The 23,936-nt window shown below is 38.4% G+C and carries 18 protein-coding genes; 13 read left to right on the top strand and 5 right to left on the bottom strand.

Translation table 11 applies throughout. From position 1 onward, the window contains the following. The first annotated feature begins 4 nt into the window (after window positions 1–4). From I215_RS02020 to egtB, 7 genes are all read left to right on the top strand, one after another. Window positions 5–1,663: an acetolactate synthase large subunit gene (locus I215_RS02020; RefSeq protein WP_008990278.1), complete on the top strand. Its 1,659-nt coding sequence runs from the start codon at window positions 5–7 to the stop codon at window positions 1,661–1,663. Between the two features lie 9 nt (window positions 1,664–1,672). Continuing rightward, a complete protein-coding gene (locus tag I215_RS02025; RefSeq protein WP_008990279.1) occupies window positions 1,673–3,040 on the top strand; it encodes an NAD-dependent succinate-semialdehyde dehydrogenase in 1,368 nt (455 codons plus the stop codon). Between the two features lie 783 nt (window positions 3,041–3,823). After that, window positions 3,824–5,404 (top strand): carboxylesterase/lipase family protein, encoded by a 1,581-nt coding sequence (locus I215_RS02030; RefSeq protein WP_008990280.1) that lies wholly within the window; start codon window positions 3,824–3,826, stop codon window positions 5,402–5,404. A gap of 42 nt (window positions 5,405–5,446) precedes the next feature. Further along, window positions 5,447–7,981, top strand: coding sequence for a cellulase N-terminal Ig-like domain-containing protein (locus I215_RS02035; RefSeq protein ID WP_156800176.1), 2,535 nt, complete (start codon window positions 5,447–5,449; stop codon window positions 7,979–7,981). Window positions 7,982–8,296: 315 nt separating this feature from the next. Continuing rightward, window positions 8,297–9,313 carry an LLM class flavin-dependent oxidoreductase gene (locus I215_RS02040; RefSeq protein ID WP_008990282.1) on the top strand — a complete coding sequence of 339 codons (1,017 nt, stop codon included), beginning with the start codon at window positions 8,297–8,299 and terminating at the stop codon, window positions 9,311–9,313. Window positions 9,314–9,578: 265 nt separating this feature from the next. Continuing rightward, the gene (locus tag I215_RS02045) at window positions 9,579–10,571 is read left to right on the top strand and encodes an L-histidine N(alpha)-methyltransferase (protein ID WP_008990283.1); all 993 of its coding nucleotides are present in this window, start codon (window positions 9,579–9,581) and stop codon (window positions 10,569–10,571) included. 19 nt (window positions 10,572–10,590) lie between these two features. Further along, window positions 10,591–11,784: an ergothioneine biosynthesis protein EgtB gene (egtB, locus tag I215_RS02050; protein ID WP_040459719.1), complete on the top strand. Its 1,194-nt coding sequence runs from the start codon at window positions 10,591–10,593 to the stop codon at window positions 11,782–11,784. Window positions 11,785–11,810: 26 nt separating this feature from the next. Here the strand turns inward: egtB and I215_RS02055 are convergent, their stop codons facing one another. Continuing rightward, window positions 11,811–12,263 (bottom strand): MarR family winged helix-turn-helix transcriptional regulator, encoded by a 453-nt coding sequence (locus tag I215_RS02055; RefSeq protein WP_040459721.1) that lies wholly within the window; start codon window positions 12,261–12,263, stop codon window positions 11,811–11,813. Between the two features lie 91 nt (window positions 12,264–12,354). Between I215_RS02055 and I215_RS02060 the strand changes: the two genes are divergently transcribed. From I215_RS02060 to I215_RS02085, 6 genes are all read left to right on the top strand, one after another. Continuing rightward, window positions 12,355–12,813: a GNAT family N-acetyltransferase gene (locus I215_RS02060; protein ID WP_008990286.1), complete on the top strand. Its 459-nt coding sequence runs from the start codon at window positions 12,355–12,357 to the stop codon at window positions 12,811–12,813. 11 nt (window positions 12,814–12,824) lie between these two features. After that, window positions 12,825–13,334 (top strand): GNAT family N-acetyltransferase, encoded by a 510-nt coding sequence (locus I215_RS02065; RefSeq protein WP_040459724.1) that lies wholly within the window; start codon window positions 12,825–12,827, stop codon window positions 13,332–13,334. Between the two features lie 184 nt (window positions 13,335–13,518). Then, window positions 13,519–14,166 carry a peptide-methionine (S)-S-oxide reductase MsrA gene (msrA, locus tag I215_RS02070; protein WP_008990288.1) on the top strand — a complete coding sequence of 216 codons (648 nt, stop codon included), beginning with the start codon at window positions 13,519–13,521 and terminating at the stop codon, window positions 14,164–14,166. A 4-nt stretch (window positions 14,167–14,170) separates the two neighbouring features. Then, complete coding sequence (gene msrB, locus I215_RS02075) at window positions 14,171–14,698, top strand: peptide-methionine (R)-S-oxide reductase MsrB (RefSeq protein ID WP_008990289.1); 528 nt, start codon at window positions 14,171–14,173, stop codon at window positions 14,696–14,698. Between the two features lie 114 nt (window positions 14,699–14,812). Next, entirely contained in the window at window positions 14,813–16,027 is a 1,215-nt protein-coding gene (dinB, locus tag I215_RS02080) for a DNA polymerase IV (RefSeq protein ID WP_008990290.1), read from the top strand. Continuing rightward, entirely contained in the window at window positions 16,027–18,987 is a 2,961-nt protein-coding gene (locus I215_RS02085; RefSeq protein ID WP_008990291.1) for a DNA polymerase III subunit alpha, read from the top strand. The genes dinB and I215_RS02085 overlap by 1 nt, the downstream gene beginning before the upstream one ends. Before the next feature lie 36 nt (window positions 18,988–19,023). Here I215_RS02085 and I215_RS02090 read toward each other — a convergent pair whose 3' ends face one another. From I215_RS02090 to I215_RS02105, 4 genes are all read right to left on the bottom strand, one after another. Further along, on the bottom strand, window positions 19,024–20,979 hold the full coding sequence (locus I215_RS02090; protein WP_040459726.1) for a tetratricopeptide repeat-containing sensor histidine kinase: 1,956 nt from the start codon (window positions 20,977–20,979) through the stop codon (window positions 19,024–19,026). A 26-nt stretch (window positions 20,980–21,005) separates the two neighbouring features. Next, window positions 21,006–21,167 carry a hypothetical protein gene (locus I215_RS02095; RefSeq protein ID WP_156800177.1) on the bottom strand — a complete coding sequence of 54 codons (162 nt, stop codon included), beginning with the start codon at window positions 21,165–21,167 and terminating at the stop codon, window positions 21,006–21,008. Window positions 21,168–21,660: 493 nt separating this feature from the next. Then, the gene (locus I215_RS02100) at window positions 21,661–23,097 is read right to left on the bottom strand and encodes a Gfo/Idh/MocA family protein (RefSeq protein WP_008990294.1); all 1,437 of its coding nucleotides are present in this window, start codon (window positions 23,095–23,097) and stop codon (window positions 21,661–21,663) included. A 16-nt stretch (window positions 23,098–23,113) separates the two neighbouring features. After that, window positions 23,114–23,935: a 3-keto-disaccharide hydrolase gene (locus tag I215_RS02105; RefSeq protein ID WP_008990295.1), complete on the bottom strand. Its 822-nt coding sequence runs from the start codon at window positions 23,933–23,935 to the stop codon at window positions 23,114–23,116. Window position 23,936 lies beyond the last annotated feature (1 nt).

Below are 23,936 nucleotides of genomic sequence, written 5' to 3' on the forward strand. Positions count from 1 at the left end.
TAACATGAAAGCATCAGATCTATTTGTCAAGGCTTTAGAAAATGAGGCAGTGGAGTATATCTTTGGTCTTCCAGGAGAAGAAAATATAGATTTCTTAGAGTCCATTCGTAAGTCGGGAAAGATTAAATTTGTTTTAACACGCCATGAACAGGGGGCAGGTTTTATGGCTGCTACCTATGGACGTCTGACGGGCAAGCCAGGAGTATGTCTCTCTACCTTGGGACCTGGAGCTACTAATTTGGTAACACCCACGGCTTATGCGCAATTAGGGGCAATGCCCTTAGTTGTAATAACGGGGCAAAAACCTATAAAAACGAGCAAACAAGGAAAGTTTCAGATCTTGGATGTTGTTGAGATGATGCAACCTTTGACTAAATACACCAAGCAGATCACCCATAGTGCTAATATACCAGCGGTAATAAGAGAAGCATTCCGGTTATCTCAACAAGAGAGACCTGGTGCTGTCCATATTGAATTCCCAGAAGATATAGCAAAAGAACAGGTGGAACAACCAAGGTTATTTGATGTTGTTGATTACAAAATTCCTTTTGCCGGTGTTGGAACCATAAATCAGGCTGCGGAATTATTTAAAAATGCACAAAGACCACTTTTGTTAATTGGAGCTGGAGCCAATAGAAAAAGAGCCAGTGATGCCCTGACTACTTTTGTTGACACCATAGGGATTCCTTTTTTCAACACCCAAATGGGAAAGGGGATTATAGATGAGCGTCATCCTTTATACCTCGGAACTGCCGCCTTATCGGATGATGACTTTCTTCATGAGGCTATTGATGGTGCAGACCTTATTTTAAATGTGGGTCATGATACGATTGAAAAACCACCGTTTTTTATGCAGCCCGAGCAAAGGCGTAAAGTGATCCATCTTAATTTTTTCCCTGCAGAAGTCGACGCGGTCTACTTCCCTCAACTCAACGTAATTGGAGATATCGCTAGTAACTTAACCCAATTAACCATCGCTTTGAAACCTATTGCGATGAGTTGGGATACGGAGTTTTTTCAAAGGATCAAAGAAAACGTAGCTAGTCATCTTTCCAAATATGAACATGACGATCGTTTTCCAGTGTTGCCGCAGCGCGTTGTTAAGATCGTTCGAGAAACTCTTCCCCAAGATGGAATAATTACACTAGATAATGGGATGTATAAAATTTGGTTTTCTAGAAATTATCCTGCCTATGTGCAAAACAGTCTAATACTTGATAATGCTCTTGCCACAATGGGAGCTGGTTTACCATCGGCTATTATGGTAAAAGAATTAAACCAGGATAAAAAAGTGATTTCAATTAATGGAGACGGTGGATTTATGATGAACTCACAAGAACTTGAAACTGCAAAGCGACTGAATTTGGATCTTGTGGTTATTATCTTAAATGACAACGCTTACGGAATGATTCAGTGGAAACAAAAGGATGAAGGATTTGCCAAGTATGGATTGAGTTATACCAACCCTGACTTTGTTAAATATGCAGAAAGTTTCGGGTTAACTGGATACCGTCCAACCTCTGTTGAAGAATTTAAAGAGAACTTAGAGGTTGCTTTGGCCTCTAAAGGAATACACCTGATAGATCTGGCGGTAGACTATTCCTTGAACCATGAAATACTCAATGTGTTGATAAAAGAATATTCAAAAAACATCAAAAAATAAACAGCAATTATGGCAACTGTAACAATGATCAATCCGGCTACTGGAGAAAAAATTGATGAATATATTAGAATTGACGCCGCTCAGGCTGCCGACAAACTTAATAAATCCCATTCTGCATTTAAATTATGGAAAAATACTAGTTTCGAACAACGCTCTAGACTTTTTAATGCTCTTGGGAATGAGTTTGAGAACAGTAAAGAAAGGTATGCTCAATTAGCAACTCAGGAAATGGGAAAGACCATCGCTCAAGCTAGGAAAGAAATTGAAAAATGCGCATGGATTTGCCATTATTATGCAGATCATGCAGAGGAGTTTTTAAGTAATAGAGCTGTTGAAACTGAGGCACAAAAAAGCTATGTTGCATTTCAACCAATGGGAGTAGTTCTAGCTGTAATGCCATGGAATTTTCCATTTTATCAAGTGATACGCTTTGCAGCACCAGCCATTATGGCTGGAAATACTGGGGTGCTTAAGCATGCCTCTAATGTACAGGGTTGTGCTTTGGCCTTAGAAGAAGCTTTCAGAAAATCTGGGTTTCCTGATGGAATATTTACCAATCTTAATATAGGATCTAATGATGTTAAAGGGGTAATTGAAAATCCAAATGTGGTAGCTGTTACTCTAACAGGTAGTGATGCAGCTGGGCGCTCTGTAGCTTCTATCGCAGGCGCAAACTTGAAGAAAACCGTAATGGAACTTGGAGGAAGTGATGCCTATTTAATTTTGGATGATGCTGATCTAGACCAGGCAACGACACTAGCCACTTTGGGTAGATTACAAAACAATGGACAAACCTGCATTGCAGCAAAACGTTTTATCGTTCAGCAGGAGGTATATGAGAAGTTTTTAGAACTTTTTAGTAAAAAAATGGAAGCCGCCATTATGGGAGATCCTACGGAGGAATCTTCCTATTATGGTCCTTTAGCTAGAATAGACTTAAGAGATGAGTTACACCAGCAGGTTGAAAAAAGTATTGCTCAAGGTGCGCGTCTGGTCATAGGAGGGACTATTCCTCAAGGTAAAGGAGCGTATTACCCTGCAACAATACTGGCCGATGTAACCCCTGGAATGGAGGCTTTTGATAATGAACTCTTCGGACCAGTGGCCTCGGTGGTCCGTGCCAAGGATGAACAGCATGCCATCGATCTGGCTAATAATTCTCAATTTGGTCTTGGTTCTGGTGTGATTACTTCAAATAATGAGCGCGGTGAAAAAGTAGCACTTCAACTTCAGGCCGGAAGTAGCTTTGTAAATAAACTAGTGGTTTCAGATCCTAGACTACCTTTTGGTGGTATTAAAAATAGTGGATATGGAAGAGAACTTTCCAGTTATGGAATCCATGAATTTGTGAATATTAAATCTATTTGGATATCATAAAGATCCTCATAACTCGGGGATTTGTTGGAAATCAGTACATTGATCGTACAACTTTTTAACATTAAAAGCTTATTCTAATAAAATTTCATTCACATTTATGTCGGCCTAGTAATCCATAGTTCCTTTTAAAACATTTGATAATTGTCCAATTATTTTTGAGTTATTTCGTTTTAAGTAGAGAAATTCTAAAGCAATGTTTAGTTTTTCTCAAATTAAAGTGTGTTCTTTACATTTGTAATATCAATCCAAACTAGCATCCATATCGTTTTGATTTAGAATTCATGGGGTGGTTATAAGCTATATCTATAGCACATAAATTCCTTCCAGGTTTCTAATTCAAAAAAAGAATCGCATTCCCAGTCTTCGGACGATGGGTCTGAATTTTTAAAGTTTGACATGGTGATCTTTGATGAGTTTGGATAGTCTACGCTAGAGATGAATACATCAGTTGATGTATATTCCCCCGTCTTTTAACTGCTCGCACAACTCCATATTACATCACTTATAACCAATACTGGGAGCTCTAATAGGAGTTCTTGGCTAACAAATATGTCTTTCATTTAAAGTTTTGCCGAATTGCGATTCCATCAAACTAAGATTAAGGATGTATGCAAATAGAAAAACAAATAGGGAGAGATCCGCCGATACCTTTAATTCTAGGGAATATCCCTGAGGATTAAAACAAATCATTTTTAAAAGTGAATATAACACCGATTGAAATGGTGAGGTATATGAATTGCCTTAAAGCACACCATTAACTATTACTAACCATAAACATTAAACATGAAAACTTTCAAAAAACTTATTTTAAGCAGTCTGGCTGTGTCGTTGTTCTGTATTACAGGATGTAAAGAAAAGGCAAAGGAGAAAACTGTAGAAGAAGAAATTCCAATTGTTGAAACCAATTCGGGTAAGGTATCTGGAACCCTTGACAACGGTGTTTACGCCTTCAAAGGAATTCCATATGCCCAAGCTGATCGATTCATGCCTCCAGAGGATCCTGTACCTTGGGATGATGTGCGGGAGTGTAATGAATTTGGGCCAGTTGCCAAACAGGTAGTAGAATGGATTGATGAGTCGAATATGGATGAAGAAAAGCTCTTTAGCGTCAATGTATGGACTCAAGGAATATCAGATTCAAAAAAGCGTCCAGTGATGTTTTGGTTACATGGGGGAGGTTTCTTTGTTGGAAGCAGTAATGATCCTATGACCTACGGTAAAGCTCTAGCTGAAAAAGGAGACGTGGTTGTGGTATCTGTGAACCATCGTCTAAATATTCTAGGGTTTCTAGATTTATCCGCCGCAGATCAAAAGTATGCTCATTCAGCAAATGTTGGAATGCTAGATGTGGTTAAAGCATTGGAGTGGGTTAATAATAATATCGCCTCTTTTGGAGGAGATCCGAATAATGTAACGATACTGGGTGAATCTGGTGGAGGAGGCAAAGTGGGTACTTTAATGGGAATGCCAGCTGCAAAAGGACTCTTCCATAAAAGTATTATTCAAAGTGGAACCCTTATTAATGTGATGACACAAGAAAAATCTCAGAAACTAGGTTTAGCAGTTTTAGAAAAGTTGGAAATTTCTCCTGACCAAGTGGATAAAATTACCAATGTGGACTATGCTGATTTGGTAAAGGCTGGTCATGAAGCTGTCGCTGAGATAAACGGTGAACGAAAGCCAGGTTCACCTGAAATGTTTGGTTTTGCACCATCACAAGATGGCGTCGATCTAATTCAGCAGCCTTTTAGTCCTGGATTTCCAGATATGTCCAAAGATATTCCACTTATGATTGGTAGTACTCTTAATGAATTGATGCCAACGGTTTATGGTGAAAAAGACCTCACTTTAGAACAAGCCAAAGAGCGTTTGAAAAAAACATATGGGGATAAAACAAATCAGTATGTCGAATTATATGCCCAGGCATACCCGGACTACACCCCTCAGGATTTACTTTCTGTCGATACGGTATTTAGACCATTTACCATTAGAACTGCTGATGCCAGAGCAGATGAATCTTCTGCTCCATTATACGTTTACTTTTTAGCATGGAAAAGTCAAGTAGACAACGCCTCTAAAGGTTCTTTTCATGGACTGGACATTCCCCTGGCTTTCTATAATGTAGATCTACGACCAGGTTGGACTGGCGATACAGAAGAGGCATGGGCATTATCAGATAAGATGAGTGATGCGTGGCTAAATTTTGCAAAAACGGGTAACCCAAATGTAGAAGGTAAATTACCACAATGGGATACTTATACTAAAGAAAATGGTAACACCATGTACTTTGATAATCAAAGCAAGATTATACACAACCATGATAGAGCGTTAATGAGTTTTATTAAGCCTGAACTAGGTCTTTAATATAAGCACTTGAATTAATATTTAATTTATCAATCCAAACCAATGATGAGATTATTATTTGTGTCTTTTGTAATTGTGTTTCTATCAGTTCCAAAAGACGCCATAGGACAAGAATTAAAAATAAATGACCTTGAGTATTTTGAGAAGCAAGGGCTCAATGTACTAGTGTACAGCAATATTTTTAATGGCGGATTTAACGATGAAAAGAACGCTGGAATAGAAATGATTATGCACGGGGTGAGAACTGCCCAAGGAGGTGCAGTACGACTCTCGAGTGCGCCAGAACAATGGGATTTGGTGCCAGAGGTTTTAAATCGCAAGGTAGACCGCAGCTCGCAAAGTATCGAAGCAGTTTTACGATTTGAAGATTATAACTTTGAATCTCGAGTGGTGGTAACCGCTAAAGGAAATGCTGTGGAACTCTCTGTTTATTTACAAGAGCCTGTTCCAGAGGAGCTCGAAGGGAAAGCGGGTTTTAATTTGGAATTCCTTCCATCAAAGTATTGGAGTAAAACCTACCTTATGGATGGACGTTTGAATCGTTTTTCAAGGTATGTGGCTGGGTCCAACACCACAAAACCTAATAGTGAAAAGCTAAAACAATTTAAAGGTTATAGTACAACTGATGACAGAGGGACAGGTAGGTTCATCGAACCACTTCCACTTGAGACGGGTCATAGCCTTTTAATGGCTCCAGAGGATCCCGAACGACGGGTAAAGATCACTTCTGAGGATGTTGAATTAATGGTATTTGATGGCCGTGCTTTAGCGCAAAACGGTTGGTATGTAGTACGTAGTATACTCCCCAAAGGTAAGACTGGGAAGGTTTTAACCTGGACCATTGAGCCTAATGCTATAGAAGGATGGATAAGAGAACCAAATGTAGGATTATCACAAGTAGGTTATATTCCAACCCAGCCAAAGGTGTCCGTTATTGAACTCGATAAAAATGATCAGGTAGAATCAAAGGCATCTATCGTTAAAATAAATACAGACGGAAGTAGCTCAACTGTTTTCACTGGAGATGTAGAACTTTGGGGGGATTACTACAAGTATCAATATGCTAAGTTCGATTTTTCTTCCCTAACCACACCAGGCATATATTATATCCAATATGGGGATGTTAAAACCAATAACTTTATCATCGACAATAGCGTTTATGATGAGATTACCAATGCTACGAGCGATAATTGGATTCCTATTCACATGAATCATATGTTTGTTAGAGAAGGGTACAGAGTGTGGCATGGAGAACCATTTAAAGAAGGTTACCGCCAAGCGCCACCAAATACGGACCACTTTGATATGCACTGGCAAGGACCGACTACTGACACAAAATACAAAGGAGGAGAGTTAGTTCCAGGTTTGAACATAGGAGGGTTTTTTGATGCAGGTGATTTCGATATTGAGACTGGAGCTAATATCAGCGTAGTTCAAAACTTTGTAAGGATTTGGGAAAGCTTCAAACCACAAAGAGATCAAACTTTTGTGGACCAAGATCAGCGTTATGTAGAGCTTCATCGTCAAGATGGAACACCAGATATGTTACAATTTATCGAGCACGGTGCTCAACAACTGGTAGCTCAGGCAGAAATTCTGGGGCATATGGCTTTAACGCTCTCGAATTCCGTACTTTATAATTATCATCACCTAGGAGATGCGGCCTCTATTACCGATGGACTTCCTTATAATCCAGAACTAGGTCCTTATGAGGTAGCCTCCGATGGGTTGTCTAGTGGTGTTAAGGATGATATGTGGGTGTTTACAACCCGTGATCCTTCACGTGATATGTGGGCTGCAACAATGTTTGCCTCTGTATCTAGAGCCTTAAAAGGATATAATGATGACCTGGCGGATAGAGCATTAGAACAATCTAAAAGACTGCTAAAAGAAGCGACAAAATTACTGGAGGAAAAGCCTGATTCGCGTCGTTTTGGATGGAGAGGAGGTGCTGCAGATGTTTCTACTAACTTACAATTGTATATCTCCACTGGTGAACAACAATACGCAGACAAGTACCTAGAACTTCTTTGGCCAGCACTCGATAAAAATGTCAGTTTTGTAATCTTTTCAGCATTACAAGGGATACCTCACATGGATGATGCCTTTAAAGAAAAACTAAGACCATATATGTTGAAATACAAGGATTATATTTTGGAATTAGAAAAGGACAATCCATATGGCGTCCCTATTGGACTTGGAAATTGGGCAGGCAATGGGATGATACAGAATTTTGGAACCAACGTGATCTGGGCTAATAAATATTTCCCTGACATTATCGAGTCTGATCACGCTTTTAAAGCGGCGAGTTGGTTATTTGGTTGTCATCCATACCATAATTATTCCTTTGTGGCAACTGTTGGCGCTACACGTCCAAAAGCTGTTTTTTACGGAAACAATCGTGCAGACTTCTCATTTATTCCAGGGAATGTTGCTCCAGGGGTGTTGTTTAGAAAACCTGATCATTTTGAAAATTATGATGATTGGCCATTTTTATGGGGCGAAAACGAGGGAACCATTGCGGGTAACACCAGTTATTTCTTCTTTGGCTCTGCTTTAAAAAGCCTTGTTGATTAACTTAGAAATTAAATTTGTAAACAATCCCATCCATTTGAAAAAGTGGGTGGGATTTTTTATAGCCACTCTAAGGTCCTTTTTTAATGCACATTTGTTCCTGTTATTCAAAGGAGTTTTGTAGTTGCAACAGAACCTCCATCGAATCTATATGCCGTTAATTGCAAATTATGATTTAATATTATTAATATGCTAAGCACTAGAGTTCGGCATTTCTTTGGCTGAAATTGATTTTGTATCTTCAAGGGCAAAGCCTAAGGTTTCTTTAAACGGTACGACTAAACTTTGAAATGTTCTTAAAACAGTAAAAACAAACAAATGGAAATTGGAATTGATAGTTTTGCCTCTGCAATGTATGGCAGGGAACTAAGTAGTGCTGATGCCATGCAGGAGTTAATCGATCGTATTGTTAAGGCAGACCAAGCTGGACTCGATGTCTATGGTATTGGTGAGCATCATAAAAAGGAATTTCTGGATTCCGCTCCTGCTGTAATTTTGTCTGCTGCGGCGGCCAGAACCAGTCGGATTCGTCTAGGTAGTGCAGTTAAGGTATTGAGCACCGATGATCCCGTTAGAGTTTATCAGAGTTTTGCAACGCTTGATTTAATTTCTAAGGGGCGTGCCGAGCTTGTGGTTGGACGAGGTTCTGCCGTGGAAGCTTTTCCTCTTTTTGGTTTTGATCTCAATGATTATGATTCACTTTTTGCCGAAAAATTAGGTTTATTACTTCAGGTAAGGGATCACGAATTTGTAACTTGGAGTGGAAAGTTTAGACCAGAGCTAAACAACCAACCTGTTTACCCTAGAGCTTTACAAGAAAGACTTCCAATTTGGTTAGGGGTGGGAGGTACCCCAGGTTCTTTTGTGCGTGCAGGTTCCTTAGGTCTTCCCTTAATGGTAGCGGTCATTGGAGGAGAAACCGAGCGTTTTCGTCCTTTGGTTGATTTGTATCGTGAGGCTGGGGCGAAAGCTGGATTCTCATCTGATGAATTAAAGGTTGGACTCCATTCACCTGGTTATATAGCACAATCAAACGAGAAAGCCATCAGTGACTATTATCCTGGATATGCAGAATTATGGACTAAACTAGGTAAGGAACGGGGGTGGCCACCTGTAACTAAACAACAGTTTGATTCACTTATAGGTCCGTCAGGGGTTTTAGTAGTTGGAAGCCCTGAGCAGGCTGCCGAAAAGATATTAAGACATAGCGAAGCCCTTGGAGGAATCGATAGGTTTACTTTCCAAATGGATAATGCAGGCTTAACCCATGGCCAATTATTAGATTCGATTGAACTTATTGGGACTGAGCTCATGCCACTGATTGAGAAAGGTTAATCAGAATCCATTACTAAGAAATGTGATTTATGATGTAATTGTTTGTATTTGTAAACGTTGTTTAAAAGACATACTCGAGTCTAAAAAATGGAGTGTTTTTCCCTAATACTATCTCAAGAGCAAAAGGAATAAGTTAATTGATTCATTTTGAAAAAATTAACAAAAGCTTCTTGGATAGAGAACCTTGAAATGTAAGAAAAGCCGTAATTTTATTTACGGATAAATTTACAGAAGAAGCAAAAGCAAGAAAAAACTTCAATTAAAGGTGGAAAGACATTTAATAAATACAACGGCTAGCGTATCAGAGAAAGATTCAATAATTAGATTTAAGAGGGATGTTTTAAATGGTTTAAAGGCTAGTCCAAAAGAACTACAACCAAAATACTTTTATGATGAGGTAGGCACTGAACTGTTTAGAAAGATAATGAAGCTACCAGAATACTATTTAACGGATTGTGAACTTGATATTTTTCAACATAAAACAGCTCAACTTGCCAAACTTATAACTCAACATAATGAGGAATTTGACCTTATTGAATTGGGTTCTGGGGATGGTTTTAAATCAAAACATTTACTAGATTATTTATTTCACAGCAAGACGAATTTCACCTATATGCCTATTGATATTTCTAAATCGGCTCTAGAGTATTTGAGTGAATCTTTGAATGATCAATTGCCAGGGATGGAAATCCAAAGTTTTCAAGGAGAATATGTCGAAATGTTAGCTGAGGCATGTTATAGCTCTAAACGACGAAAAGTGGTTCTTTTTCTTGGAGCCAATATTGGAAATATGGAACTTCCACAGGCAAATGAATTTTGTGGTGAGTTACAATCCTTACTCTCACCAAAAGATCTTTTGCTGGTTGGATTTGATTTAAAGAAGGATCCTAAAAAAGTTTTAGCGGCTTATAATGATACCTCAGGGATTACATCACAGTTTAATTTAAACTTATTAGAGCGGATTAATCGCGAGCTTGATGCCGATTTTGTCGTGGATCAGTTTGAGCATTATCCGGTGTATGACCCGATAAGTGGTGCGTGTAGAAGTTTTTTAGTGAGTTTAAATCAGCAGCAGGTTTGCATCGGGGAGAATCAGATCCACTTTCAAAAAAATGAAGTCATCCAAATGGAAATTTCACAAAAATATGACCTAAATGGTATCTGTGATTTGGCGGCAAAGACGGGATTTAAAACCGTAGGAATGATAGCAGATTCCAATGGGTGGTTCGTAGATGCTATTTGGGAAAAACGAGAATAAGAATTTTAAATTTACGCTTATGGAGTCAACTACAATAATAGAAAATAAAATACAAGAGTTACTTAAAAATTTTGAATTCGTTCGACAGAGTACAGAGCACATTTGTTCTTTTTTAGAAATTGAGGATTATGTTGTTCAACCAATAGCAGATGTCAGTCCTCCAAAGTGGCACCTAGGTCATACGACTTGGTTTTTCGAAACCTTTATCCTTATTCCAAATTTAAAGGGTTACAAAGTTTTTGATCCCAAATATAATTATGTGTTTAACAGTTATTATGAGACCGTTGGAGCGCGCGTTATTCGAACCGATCGAGGGAATCTGAGTCGTCCATCTGTGTCTGAAATATATTCTTATAGACATTATGTAGATGAACATATGCGATTGCTTTTCAAAGATGTAAGTGCTCAAAGTGAGCTAAAAGATATCCTGGAGTTAGGAATCCATCACGAACAACAGCACCAGGAACTTTTGTATATGGATATTAAATATATTCTTGGACACAATCCTCTTTTTCCTGTGTACAGCGATAAAAAGGTTTTCGATGAGATTATTAGGGAACAGGTGAAAGAGTTAAGTTTTTCTGAGGGTGTCTTTGAGATCGGATTTCAAGGTGAAGGTTTTTGTTTTGACAATGAGCTAGGTAGGCATCAGGTATATTTGGATGCATTCGAGATTGATCCCTATCCTGTGAGTAATAAGGAATATCTAGAATTTATGGAAGATGGAGGATATGAGAATTTTAGATTTTGGCATGCCGCAGGTTGGGATTGGGTCAATTCTAATAATGTCAAAGCTCCTTTATATTGGTATTTTATAGACGGACAGTGGATGGTCTTTGGCTTAAATGGATTAAAGGAGATGGAGGGTAAGCAGGCTGTTTGTCATGTAAATTATTACGAGGCGGCTGCCTTTGCAGCTTGGAAGGGTATGGAATTGCCAACAGAAGCCCAATGGGAGATTGCCAGTAAATCATTGGAATGGGGTCATCGATGGGAGTGGACTCAAAGCGCCTATTTACCATACCCTAGATTTAAAAAAGCACCAGGAGCGATTGGTGAATACAATGGAAAATTCATGGTAGACCAAATGGTATTGCGAGGCGCTAGTGTAGCCACTTCGAAAGGTCATAGTCGCAATACTTACCGTAATTTTTTTAAGTCCCACCAAAGGTGGCAATTCTCTGGTATAAGACTTGTAAAATCATTAACCTAAGATGCCAATAGATGTAAATTACAGCACTAATTTATGGATGAGGTGGATTTGTCTTTGTATAACATATTCATGATTCTATTAAACAATAGTGCGAGTTCTGTTCTATCTTCCACAGCAAGAGTTGAAATGACTCTCCGAACAGATTCTGTAGAGAGCTGATCGAGCTTCTCTTGTACTTTAATCCCTTTTTTAGTCATCATTATTTCATAGCAGCGTTTGTCTACAGGGGATTGCTTTTTGGTCAATAAGGATTTGGATATTAGTTTTTTAATGATACGACTTAAGTAGCCTTCATCAAGGTTTAGGATTTTATTGATATCGGTCGCGGTTGTTTTTTTTTGTTGATGGACTATAAAAAGTATTTGTGATTCTGTTAGCGAATAATCGGAGTTAAGCATTGTTTTTTCTAAGAGTCCGATACTTCTTACATAGTTTCTGTTGAAGGCTCGGATTGTATGTATGATTTCCATTTCATCCATTTGATCAAATTTTGTTGCTTTTGTCAAGCAATTTTAATTATATTTGCTTTTGTCAAGTAATATACGAAATGTAATTTAAAATGAATAAGAAATGATAACGGTAAAAACAATTTCTACAGATGATCCTCATTACCAATCGATGAGGGAACTGAGAAATAGAATTTTGTTACGTCCTATTGGTCTGAAAGATGGAGCTTGGGAGATGCATGACCATAAATCTTGGCATTTTGTTGCTCTTGAAGATGACCGAGTTGTTGGATGCGCTATTTTAGTCCCTTTAAATGAGGAACCAGAACGCGCGCAATTAATGCAAATGGCCGTTGACACCAACCTTCAGGGAAGGGGGATAGGTAAGCTCATTGTCGAAGAAATGATTTCATTTGCCAAAAGAAATGGTCTTTCAGAAATCAGTTGTCATTCAAGAGATTATGCTGTGGATTTTTATTCTAAACTAGGTTTTGAGGTATATGGGGACTCCTTCGAAGAGGCTGGTATTGCACATAATCATATGAAGATAACCCTTAGAAAAGCAAAGCAAAGCAGAATTTAACTAATTTAAAGATGAGAATAAGTAATTGTTCAATGCAGGATATCGATGAAATTTTTCGCCTGTACAAAATTGCTTCTGATTTTCAGAAAGCCAAAAAGGAGGTTACCATCTGGCCCGAGTTTGATCGAGCACTTATAGAGAGTGAGATTCGCGATAACAGACAGTGGAAAATAAGCATGGATGGGGAAGTTGCTTGTGTTTGGGCTATCACATTTTCTGATGATCAAATCTGGGAAAATAGCGGCAAAGATGCGGCCGTATACATCCATAGAATTGCAACAAACCCGAATTTTAGAGGGAATAATTTTGTGACAAAAATTGTAGAATGGAGTAAGGAATATGCAAAGCAACACGGAAAGGATTTTGTAAGACTTGATACCACTGGTAATAATAAAAAACTCATACAGCACTATAAGCATTCGGGCTTTGATTTTTTAGGTATTGTGGAGCTTTCAGATACCAAGGGACTGCCTGACCACTACAGCAATGTACCAGTTTGTTTGTTTGAAATCAAAATGTAAGGCAACATTAAATGCGATAATTCATTGGTTTTTTAAAAAGGGTTTACTTGATTGTTTTTGATCTTGTTAACAGGTGTTAACATTAAAAGATTGGTACGATAGTTGGTGCTTCTACTTAAGGGGTGTTTTAGTTAGTATTTTTAAACTTGGGGATCCTTATCGAAGAATTCTTAAAACTTAAACCATGAGAAATCAATTACTTTTATTGGGTGCATTACTTTTCTACAGTATCTCTGGGGCGATTCCAAATCCCTATCCAAAGCAGGTTGATTTACCTTCTTTAAATGCTGTAATACAACAAAAAGATACTGCGACATTTGCCTCGGGCTGCTTTTGGTGTGTTGAGGCTAAATTTTCACAATTGGAGGGGGTTTTAAAGGTAACCTCAGGCTATACAGGAGGACATCTTAAGAATCCAACCTACAAACAGGTGTTGACGGGGTCCACTGGTCATGCCGAAGCTTGTAATATTGTGTTTGATCCTAGTGTTATCTCTTATGATGAATTATTGGAGGCTTTCTTCTTATCTCACGATCCCACACAACTGAATCGTCAGGGTAATGATGTGGGAACTCAGTATCGCTCAGCAATTTTCTATCACAATAACTCTCAAAAAGAAAAGGCAGAATATTATATAAATACCTTAACCCAGCAATTGATATACAATAAACCGATTGTTACTCAAGTAAATCCATTTACAAAATTTTACATCGCCGAGGATTACCATCAGCAATACTATGAGAATAATCCGAATCAAAGTTATTGTCAATATGTAATTCAGCCAGAGCTGGAAAGGTTTAAAGAAATTTTTAAAGACAAACTAAAAAAATAAGGCAATGGGAGTGAGAACAATAATTTTAGGTATTTTATTTGCACTGATATGCGCGGGAAGTTATGGCCAAAATATACGCTCAGATAAGGGACATGAAAACAATCCTTATTATTCAACTACCGATACCACTAAGATAGATGTGTCGGATGCCGAATGGAAAAAAATATTACCTGAGGATCTTTACGCCGTGGCAAGAGAGCAGGATACAGAACGTCCATTTACGGGAAAGTATTGGAATAGCGATACTAAAGGAAGTTATTATTGTGCGGCTTGTGGAAATGCACTTTTTAAATCAGATGCTAAATTTGCAAGTAATTGTGGTTGGCCTAGTTTCTATGAACCCATTAGAAAAAATAGCGTCACCTATAAAGAGGATAACTCTATTGGAATGCATCGTATTGAGGTGCTTTGTGGACGTTGTGATGCTCATCTTGGTCATATCTTCAATGATGGTCCACCCCCGACCTATAAACGATTTTGTATGAACTCTATCAGTCTTGACTTTGAACCTCAAATGGCTCTTTTGCGTTAAATAATGCCGCTTTTAATTTAGTTTTCTCCCTAGGTATTTGATGTATAAATTTAACAGCTTAGAATAGCTGAGTTTGGAAATATTCCATAATTTTGTTGGAAATATTCCAATTTTATGAATAGAACGATTCTGCATCTTGATTTGGACACTTTTTTTGTTTCTGTAGAGCGTTTATTAGATTCTCGCTTAAATGGGCGCCCTATATTAGTGGGAGGGATTTCTGATAGGGGTGTGGTAGCTGCTTGTAGTTATGAAGCTCGAGCTTTTGGAGTACACAGTGGAATGCCTATGAAAATGGCTAGAAACTTATGTCCTGAAGCTGTTGTGATTAAGGGTAATGCGGGTACCTATACCAAGCAATCAGAGCTTGTCACTGAAATTATTAAAGAAGGGGTGCCTCTTTTTGAAAAGGCTTCGATTGATGAATTTTATGCAGACCTCTCTGGAATGGATAAGTTTTTTGGTTCTTATAAATATGCCTCTGAACTTCGAAAGCGAATCATTAATGAGACTGGTCTGCCCATATCTTTTGGACTTTCTGTAAATAAGGTAGTATCTAAGGTAGCCACTGGAGAAGCTAAGCCGAACAATCAATTGAAAATCGGCTTTGGTTTAGAAAAACCTTTTTTGGCTCCTTTGTCTATTAGGAAAATCCCTATGGTTGGTGATAAGACCTATCTCACCCTTCGAAACCTTGGGATTAAACAGATAAGAACCCTGCAGGAAATGCCCAGGGATATGATGTCTACTGTTCTGGGAAAAAACGGATTGACCATTTGGAATCGAGCCAATGGAGTGGATAATACTCCTATTACTCCCTATTCGGAACGTAAATCCATATCTACCGAGCGAACCTTTGATCGTGATACCATAGATGTTTACCGCCTGAGATCTATTCTTACAGCGATGACCGAAAACCTGGCATTTCAGCTTCGAAGAGGTGAAAAGCTGACTGCTTGCGTGAGTGTCAAACTTCGCTATTCCGATTTTCAGACATGTTCTAAGCAAATGAAGATTCCCTATACTAGTGCAGATCATATTTTGATTCCTGCGATTCAGGATCTTTTTAATCAATTGTACAATAGAAGGTTACTTGTTCGTCTTATTGGGGTGCGTTTTACACATTTGGTTCATGGACATTACCAGATTAACCTTTTTGAAGACACCCAACAAAGCATACGTCTTTATCAAGCCTTGGATAAGATACGGGAGCGTTATGGAGACCGAAGTGTTATCAGAGCGACTTCTATGGGCGTAAGGACCATCGGGAGGATGACCAATCCGTTCAATGGTGATCCACCTATTATTTTAGCACATCGCAAGCAATAATGTATTTGAATTGTCACACTTATTACAGTCTTCGGTTTGGGACTTTTTCTGAATTGGATTTACTTGACTTGGCTCGGGAAAATGCGATTCAAGAATTGGTCCTGACAGATATTAACAATACTTCCGCTTGTCTTAATTTTATTAGAAAGGCCCCAGAATTTGGAGTTCGACCTATTGTGGGGATTGATTTTAGAAACCAAGTGGAACAACATTATGTAGGCATTGCAAAAAACAATTATGGATATAAGCAGTTAAATGATTTTTTATCCCTGTATTTACACCAAAAGAAGGATTTTCCAGATCGGGCTCCTGATTTAAAAGAGACCTATTTCGTGTACCCCTTTGAGAAGGTATTATTGATGGGACTTACTGATTTTGCGGAGCACGAGTATATAGGGATTTCTGTAAGCGATCTGCGAAAGCTTCCTTTCTCAGGGTATCTTCATTATAGGGATAAACTAATTGTTCTGCAACCAGTTACCTTTAGGAATAAACGGGATTTTAATGCGCATCGATTGCTTCGTGCTATTGATAATAACACCTTACTTAGTAAACTCTCTCCTTCGCAGGTTGCTTCTATGGATCACCAGATGCTGTCTGTTTCAGATCTTTCCTTAGCCTTTGAGCAGTATGATTTTATTTTAAATAACACCCAGCGGCTACTTCAAGATTGCCACATTCATTTTGACTTTAGTCCTAGGGCTAAAATGCAGAATCAAGCCACCTACTTTAATACAAAGCAAGAGGATCGTGATAAATTACGTGCACTGTGTTTTGAAAATCTTTCATACAGATATCCCCAGAATAGCTCTTTGGCTTTAAAGCGGGTAGAAAAAGAGTTGGATTTGATTTATAAAATGGACTTTGTCGCTTATTTTTTGATCAACTGGGATATTGTCACCTATGCGAAATCTCAAGGGTATTTCCACGTCGGTAGGGGGAGTGGAGCAAATAGTATTGTGGCTTACTTATTGGGGATTACTGATGTGGATCCCTTGGAGCTGGATTTGTACTTTGAGCGTTTTTTAAATCTTTTCCGTAGCAGTCCTCCCGATTTCGATATTGATTTTTCTTGGAGGGACAGGCAGGATGTTACTAATTATATCTTTAACCGTTTTCAAAATGTTGCTCTAATGGGAGCTTATGTCACTTTTAATTACAGGGGAGTGGTACGTGAACTAGGAAAGGTATTCGGATTGCCTAAGCAGGACATAGATAGGTTGAGCAAGGGCAACTTTAATGCCTCTGAACTCGATACTACTTCGCAGTTGGTGCTAAAATACGGAAGTCTCATTGAAGGATTTCCAAATTATGTGAGCGTGCATTCCTCTGGTATACTGATTAGTGAACAACCACTTCAGTGCTTTTCAGCAACTTTTCTGCCACCCAAAGGCTTTTCGACTGTGCAATTTGATATGCACATTGCTGAGGATGTGGGGCTCTATAAATTTGATATCCTTGGACAGCGGGGTCTTTCTAAAATACGAGAAACCCTAGATGTGATTCGATACAACCAGCCTGAGGCGGAGGTATTGGATATTCATGATATCTCTATATTGAAAAAAGATGATCGGATTAAGGGGTTGCTAGAATCTGGAGAGTGTATGGGGTGTTTTTATATCGAGTCCCCTGCGATGCGTCTTTTGATGAAGAAGCTCAAGGTGGATAATTATTTGACACTTGTAGCAGCTAGTTCAGTGATTCGTCCTGGTGTAGCTCAAAGTGGAATGATGCGAGAATACATCCTTAGACATCGTGATCCGTCTCGGGCTAAGGAAGCACATCCTGTGTTGTTGAAATTAATGCCAGAGACTTATGGAATTATGGTTTATCAGGAGGACGTGATTAAGGTGGCTCATTATTTTGCGGGTTTAAGTCTTGCCGAGGCTGATGTCTTCCGTAGAGGGATGAGTGGAAAGTACCGAAGTCGTAAGGAATTTGTAAGTGTACAACAAAAGTTTATGTCGAATTGTCGGGAAAAAGGATATGAAGATAAAGTTATTTTAGAGGTGTGGAATCAAATTGAAAGTTTTGCGGGTTACAGTTTTGCTAAGGGACATTCAGCTTCTTACGCTGTGGAAAGTTATCAAAGCTTATATTTAAAGGCCTATTTTCCTTTGGAATATATGGTTGCTGTTCTAAATAACGCAGGAGGATTCTATCAAAGAGAAATCTATATTCATGAGACACGGATGCAGGGTGCTCGTATTCACTTACCATGTATTAATCGAAGTCGCATTGAGAATGTGATTTATGGGAAAGATCTTTATTTGGGTCTGGAGAATCTTAAGGACCTTGAAAATAGAGTAGGCCTACGGATTTTAAACGAACGGGATCGTGGAGGAGATTTTTTGTCTCTGGAAGATTTCCTTGATAGAGTAACAATTTCTATAGAATCACTTTCAGTTTTAATTCGTATTGGATCTTTTGCTTTTACTGGCGTTGACAAATATGAGTTGTTATGGAAGGCTCATTTTGCTCTGGGACATTTACAGCGTTTCGAAGCGCAGCAGCGTCTCTTTGCAGTCAATCAGTCTTCCCATACTATTCCAGAGCTAAAAACTACTGCCTTAGAGGCTGCCTTTGACCAGATAGAACTTTTAGGTTTTTGTTTAGATTCTCCCTTTACACTCCTTTTGAATCCCGTTGAAAACAAACGTGTAGCGATGGATTTTGAAACCCAGGCATATCGACGTGTGGATATCTATGGTTATTTGGTTACCATTAAACCTTCACGTACGGTTAAGGGGGATATAATGTACTTCGCGACATTCTTAGACCAACAGGGGAGTGTTTTTGATGCTGTTTTGTTTCCTCAAATTGCTCGAAAATATAGCTTTAGGGGAAAAGGGGTTTACCGTTTATACGCCAAAGTAGTAGAAGAGTTTGGATGTTTTACCCTTGAGGTAATTAAAATGAGAAAGGAGCCCTATGTTCAGGATCCGAGATTCTCAAGTTGATCAGAGATCGAAATGAAATGGGTGATAATCATTATATCAAGAAGGTATAGTGATTGTTGCTTTAGTTCCCGGTCTGTCCAAATGATCTTCATAAATAATTTTACCCCTAACGGTCTTTAGACGCTGTTCCATGTTTTTAATGCCATGACCATTGGCCAGATTCTCCTTCGAGGCTCCAATTCCATTATCAGAATAACTGACAACCAGTCGAGAACCTTCCATTTTAAAATTGATCATTATTAAACTTGCTTGGCTGTGTTTTTTCATGTTGATGAGTAATTCTTGAAGGGTGCGATACAATGCTCTTTGTTTATTTTCACTGATTGTTTCCCACTGAATTCCTTGAACACCTTTATTGATTATTTGGGTATCTTTATTACTATAATTGGTAAGGAGATCTTTCAGGGTATCCTCAAACTCTATTCCCACTGGAATATCACTGAAATCCCTAGCAATGTTTCGGGTTTTTCGATAAAGCTTATCTATGGCACTTAGAAGAAAAGGTTTAAACTCTGGATCAAAGTCGTCATTTTGTGTGCGAGTCAAAAGATTAAACACATCATTTGCTATTTCATCGTGAACCTTTTTTGAGATATAGAGTTCTGCCTGATAGGTAGCAATCTCTTTTTCCTGTAGGTGTCTTCTTTTTTGGTATCTATACAGTAGATAAAAACCACCTATGGTGATCATGAAAATTAAAAGTAAAATAATAATACGCGACTTTATCTTTGATACTTGAAGCTCCTGTATAATAGCGTTTGCTTTGAGGTTTTTATTTTCTTGTCTGTTACGTTCGACGTCGTATTTAATTTTGGCATAATGATTTTTACTTCGCTCTCTAACGCTATAAATACTATCACTAAGATCTCTGTATAAAATGGCATATTCTCTGGGCTTTTCTGCCGTTTCTATTAAAACAGAAAGGGCATCTAGCTGATCATCGGGATTGTTATAAGTTTTAGCAGTTTCATATGCAAGCTTAGCCATATTGCTTGCCTTAGGATCTGATCGATCCGCATAATGCTCGGCCAGACGAATATAACTCCCATTGAGTCTATAGGCAATGTTTTTTTGTTTGCGCATCTCTAGAGCTTCCAATAGATAAGACTCGGCATCAGGGTGATTGAGCTTACTTTTAGCAAATGCCCAATTGCTGAGGATTCGGGATTTATATCGAAGGTCATTAGAAAAGTTATATATGGAATCTTCCCTAAGCTCGGTAAATATATCAAAAGCTATATTAAAATTGTTGAGCTCCATTTGTACCAAAGCAATATTGTTTTTAACGTTGTTTTGGTACTGCTTAATATCAGTTAATTCTAAGGCCTTATTATACCAGTACAAAGCTTCATTGAAATTTCCTCTTGTTTTGGAGAAATTACCAATGTCGTTATAGATACCAGAGAATTCTTCTGCATTTTCTGGTTTATCTTTTAAATAATTAAGACTTTCAATAGCGGTTAATTCGGCTTCTTCATAATTACCGATTGTTTGTAGAATTAAAGTAAGTAATCTTGAGCGGCTGTAAACTTTGGAGCTGTCTTTTAATTGTTTATATAATTCGACACTCTGATAGGCATTAAATAAGGCAGAGTCTTTCTGATTGCTCTTATTAAAATAAAAACCTTTTAAATACATCGCATCTGCTATACCAAAGGTGTCTTTTGATTTTTGATAAACCGAAAGCAGCTTATTGGAATAATCAAGAGCACTATCTAAGGGTCTTTTCCTTCCAAAAAGTATAATCCTTTGTCTTAGGATTTTACTATAAGTTGAATCGGTGCGATTTTTAATAAGCCGAATGGCTCTATAGTTAGTATGAATAGCCGCATCAATTTTGGAGGCATCCTTGAGTTGTTCTGCCTGCCGGTATAGAGAATCAACATAGCTGGTGGAGACCGGTGCTTCTACTTGTTTAATTTCTTTCTCACAGGAGATCTGTAGGCTCATCACTAAAAGTAAAAAGAGGAATGTGAATAGGGTATTTCGCATTCCTCAAATTTATGAATTAATTTCTATTAATCTCCTTCGGGATCATCTGGATCTCCACCATTGCTACCTAGATCATCGTTGGCTTGATGTTGATATAAGGATTCTGTGTCAGATACAGCATCATTACTACAAGAATAGATCCCGAGAGTTATAGACAGGAGTAGGACTCCTAAAACGAATTTTTTCATTTTTTTCTTTATTAAAAATTGGACAAATGGATTCCCGGTGGCGAGAATGAAAGAATATTTCATGGCCGTGGGTTCACCGCTAATTTCTCTGTGGGAAGAAAAAATCCTCTGCGATTATTTTGAGCCACTTCCCAATAACTCTAAAGAATCGCGCTGAGAATTTTTAAAAAATGAATTTGCGCATCGATGATGTTAGCTTGACATCTCTCGAATCATTTTCTTATGGGCAAATTAAAGGGAGAATGTTTATTTGATTCTTGACAAACCCTTGCCATTTCTGTCAAAAAACCTTGCTGTTTTTGTCCAAGATTTGTCCATAGGCTATCGGTGTAGTGGTGTGACGCTCTGCGATGCTTTTTGGATAAGTGTTTTGTATGGTAGAAATGAAGGAAAAAAAAGACCAACACATAAATTAATACATGTTGGTCCAATTCAGTTAAAAAGATGAAAATCTAAATCATCTTTGAGTTATTTTTAAAAAAGCTAAAATCCATTAAAAATCTCTGTACTCACCAGATAAATATTTATTGGCTTTGTCTTCTTTGAATCGAGCATTTTCTGCATCCCAATTAAGGGTTTCTCCAGGGAATCTTCCAGCGATGGTTCCCAAAAGAATGGTCTCTGTCAGTCGAGCTGAATAGGAGAAAGGTGCTGTACACTCATCTTTTCCAAGGCAAGCATCTATAAATTGATGGTAGTGTTTAGGCCCTTCGGAGTTGTAGTTTCTAATGGGAGCTCCTAAGTTGTGCTTTCTGCTAATTTTTTTAATCTCTTTAGAGATATCAACATACTCACCATCGACAATCTTTTGTGGTAATTGCATAAAGTGTGGAAGTAATAACCTTCCTTTTTCTCCTATAAACATAGCACCTTGTTCTGGAAGTGTGCCATTTTCAGCCTCTACGACATCCAAGGATGTTTTGTCTTCTACACTTTGTGCACTATCTTGTTTAACCGCTGTTTGCTCTGGAGTTGTTTCCACTAGCGGTAGCACAAGGTCCTGATGGTCTTCAGGAGCTCCTGGCCCGTCATACCAAACCCATTTTAAAGAATCAGTAGTATATTTTGTTCCAGGAAAATCATAGGTCACTGTATTGTTCTCTGGGAAACTAAAACCATTTGATGGCCTGCATTGCGTGGTGATAGTTCGCGGTACATCTAGTTGAAGTGCATTGTAGGGTGTGTCGAAAATATGGACACCCATATCTCCAAGCGTTCCACATCCATAATCGACTAGTTTTCGCCAGTTACCTGGATGATAAACGCCTTCTTTATAAGGTCTATCTTTAGAGGTTCCTAGCCAAAGGTTCCAGTCTAAATTTGCTGGTACAGGATCTTGTCCCTCTGGAGCATTACCGTCATATCCCCAGTTCTTAGGAGACCAGGCTCTGACAGTATGTACCTTTCCTATGATTCCTGACTGAATTAGCAGCGTGGCAAGTTTATAATCGTAAAACGAATGTACTTGAATTCCCATTTGGGTCACCAGTTTTTTGTCCGCGGCCAATTTATTCATCGCTCTGGATTCAGAGACATAATGAGTTAATGGTTTTTGACAATAGACTGCCTTATCTAATTCCATTGCTAACATAGAGGCTGGTGCGTGGGTGTGATCTGGAGTGGATACCACCACGGCATCTATTTGTTTTTCCATCTCTGATAGCATGGTTCGGTAATCTGAATATGTTTTTGCATTGGGATATAATGCTTTGGCTTGGGCTAGTAAATTGGAATCCACATCGCAAAGCGCCACCACTTCTACAGATTTATGGGAGGCGATTGCTTTTAAATCTTCCTTACCCATAACGCCTAATCCGATATGTGCTGTCCTGATAGTTTTACCCTTTAGAGCTGCCTCTGCTAGTGCTGGGACTAACATTAGCCCTAAAGTACCTAAACTTGATTTTTTGAGAAATTCTCTTTTGTTCATGATGAGAGAAATTTGATTATAATTTTTTAATTTTTATATTTTTAAACCATATTGGACTCGAATGATCTTGAAGCCCAATAAATCCTGTTTTATACTTTCCGTAATCAGGGCTGTTCTTCCATTTGTCTGAATTTTTCTTTTCAATCCAAGCCTCATCCCAAGGAACAAATGAAAGTACCATTTCCCCATTGAGCCAATGTTCAACTCGCTCTGGAGTAAAGACAATCTTTGTTGTATTCCACTCTCCTGCAGGATTTAAAATTTTGTCTGCCTTTGGTGGGTGCATGGCGTAATCTGCAGCGGTAGATTGTAATGGTTTTAATTGTTCTGGATTTTCAGTATAACCAAGTGACAGGTTGTACTCTGTCAAATCGTGGATGTTTTCATAATTTTCATCATCGATTAACTGATATTCTGGCGACACCACAGGAGGTCCATCGTATCCTTCTTTCACGTGATAGAATACACCACTGTTTCCACCAGCAGGAATTTTCCACTCCAAGTACAGTTCGAAATTATCGAATTCTTCCTTGGCATATATAATATCCTTTCCTCCAGTGTAATCTTGTTCCAAACCGAGTTCTGTGTCGAAGGTAAGTGTACTGTCTTTAACAATCCATCCTGGAGGAAGTGAGTCCATATTGTACCCTCTCCACCCCTCAGTGGTGGTTCCGTCAAATAGATAGATCCACTCTTCAGACTTTTCGGCTGCCGCAGCAACAGGCTCATCAGCTGGAACTGTTTCTTTTTTTTCTTGGTTGTTTTTACAGGAAAAAAACATGGCAGCACCTAGGAGAATTACCAAGGTTTGATGCCATAATTTAATGTTTAGTTTCATT

This window comes from Galbibacter marinus, from assembly GCF_000300875.1.
Classification (GTDB): domain Bacteria; phylum Bacteroidota; class Bacteroidia; order Flavobacteriales; family Flavobacteriaceae; genus Galbibacter; species Galbibacter marinus.

Excerpts from the sequence above, each read along its gene's own strand:
- I215_RS02085 (WP_008990291.1), top strand. The coding sequence starts at position 16,027 with ATGTATTTGAATTGTCACACTTATTACAGTCTTCGGTTTGGGACTTTT.
- I215_RS02030 (WP_008990280.1), top strand. The coding sequence starts at position 3,824 with ATGAAAACTTTCAAAAAACTTATTTTAAGCAGTCTGGCTGTGTCGTTG.
- I215_RS02025 (WP_008990279.1), top strand. The coding sequence starts at position 1,673 with ATGGCAACTGTAACAATGATCAATCCGGCTACTGGAGAAAAAATTGAT.
- I215_RS02095 (WP_156800177.1), bottom strand. The coding sequence starts at position 21,167 with ATGAAAAAATTCGTTTTAGGAGTCCTACTCCTGTCTATAACTCTCGGG.
- dinB (WP_008990290.1), top strand. The coding sequence starts at position 14,813 with ATGAATAGAACGATTCTGCATCTTGATTTGGACACTTTTTTTGTTTCT.
- I215_RS02060 (WP_008990286.1), top strand. The coding sequence starts at position 12,355 with ATGATAACGGTAAAAACAATTTCTACAGATGATCCTCATTACCAATCG.
- msrB (WP_008990289.1), top strand. The coding sequence starts at position 14,171 with ATGGGAGTGAGAACAATAATTTTAGGTATTTTATTTGCACTGATATGC.
- I215_RS02100 (WP_008990294.1), bottom strand. The coding sequence starts at position 23,097 with ATGAACAAAAGAGAATTTCTCAAAAAATCAAGTTTAGGTACTTTAGGG.
- I215_RS02040 (WP_008990282.1), top strand. The coding sequence starts at position 8,297 with ATGGAAATTGGAATTGATAGTTTTGCCTCTGCAATGTATGGCAGGGAA.
- I215_RS02105 (WP_008990295.1), bottom strand. The coding sequence starts at position 23,935 with ATGAAACTAAACATTAAATTATGGCATCAAACCTTGGTAATTCTCCTA.
- I215_RS02055 (WP_040459721.1), bottom strand. The coding sequence starts at position 12,263 with ATGGATGAAATGGAAATCATACATACAATCCGAGCCTTCAACAGAAAC.
- egtB (WP_040459719.1), top strand. The coding sequence starts at position 10,591 with ATGGAGTCAACTACAATAATAGAAAATAAAATACAAGAGTTACTTAAA.
- I215_RS02035 (WP_156800176.1), top strand. The coding sequence starts at position 5,447 with ATGATGAGATTATTATTTGTGTCTTTTGTAATTGTGTTTCTATCAGTT.
- I215_RS02090 (WP_040459726.1), bottom strand. The coding sequence starts at position 20,979 with ATGCGAAATACCCTATTCACATTCCTCTTTTTACTTTTAGTGATGAGC.
- msrA (WP_008990288.1), top strand. The coding sequence starts at position 13,519 with ATGAGAAATCAATTACTTTTATTGGGTGCATTACTTTTCTACAGTATC.
- I215_RS02020 (WP_008990278.1), top strand. The coding sequence starts at position 5 with ATGAAAGCATCAGATCTATTTGTCAAGGCTTTAGAAAATGAGGCAGTG.
- I215_RS02065 (WP_040459724.1), top strand. The coding sequence starts at position 12,825 with ATGAGAATAAGTAATTGTTCAATGCAGGATATCGATGAAATTTTTCGC.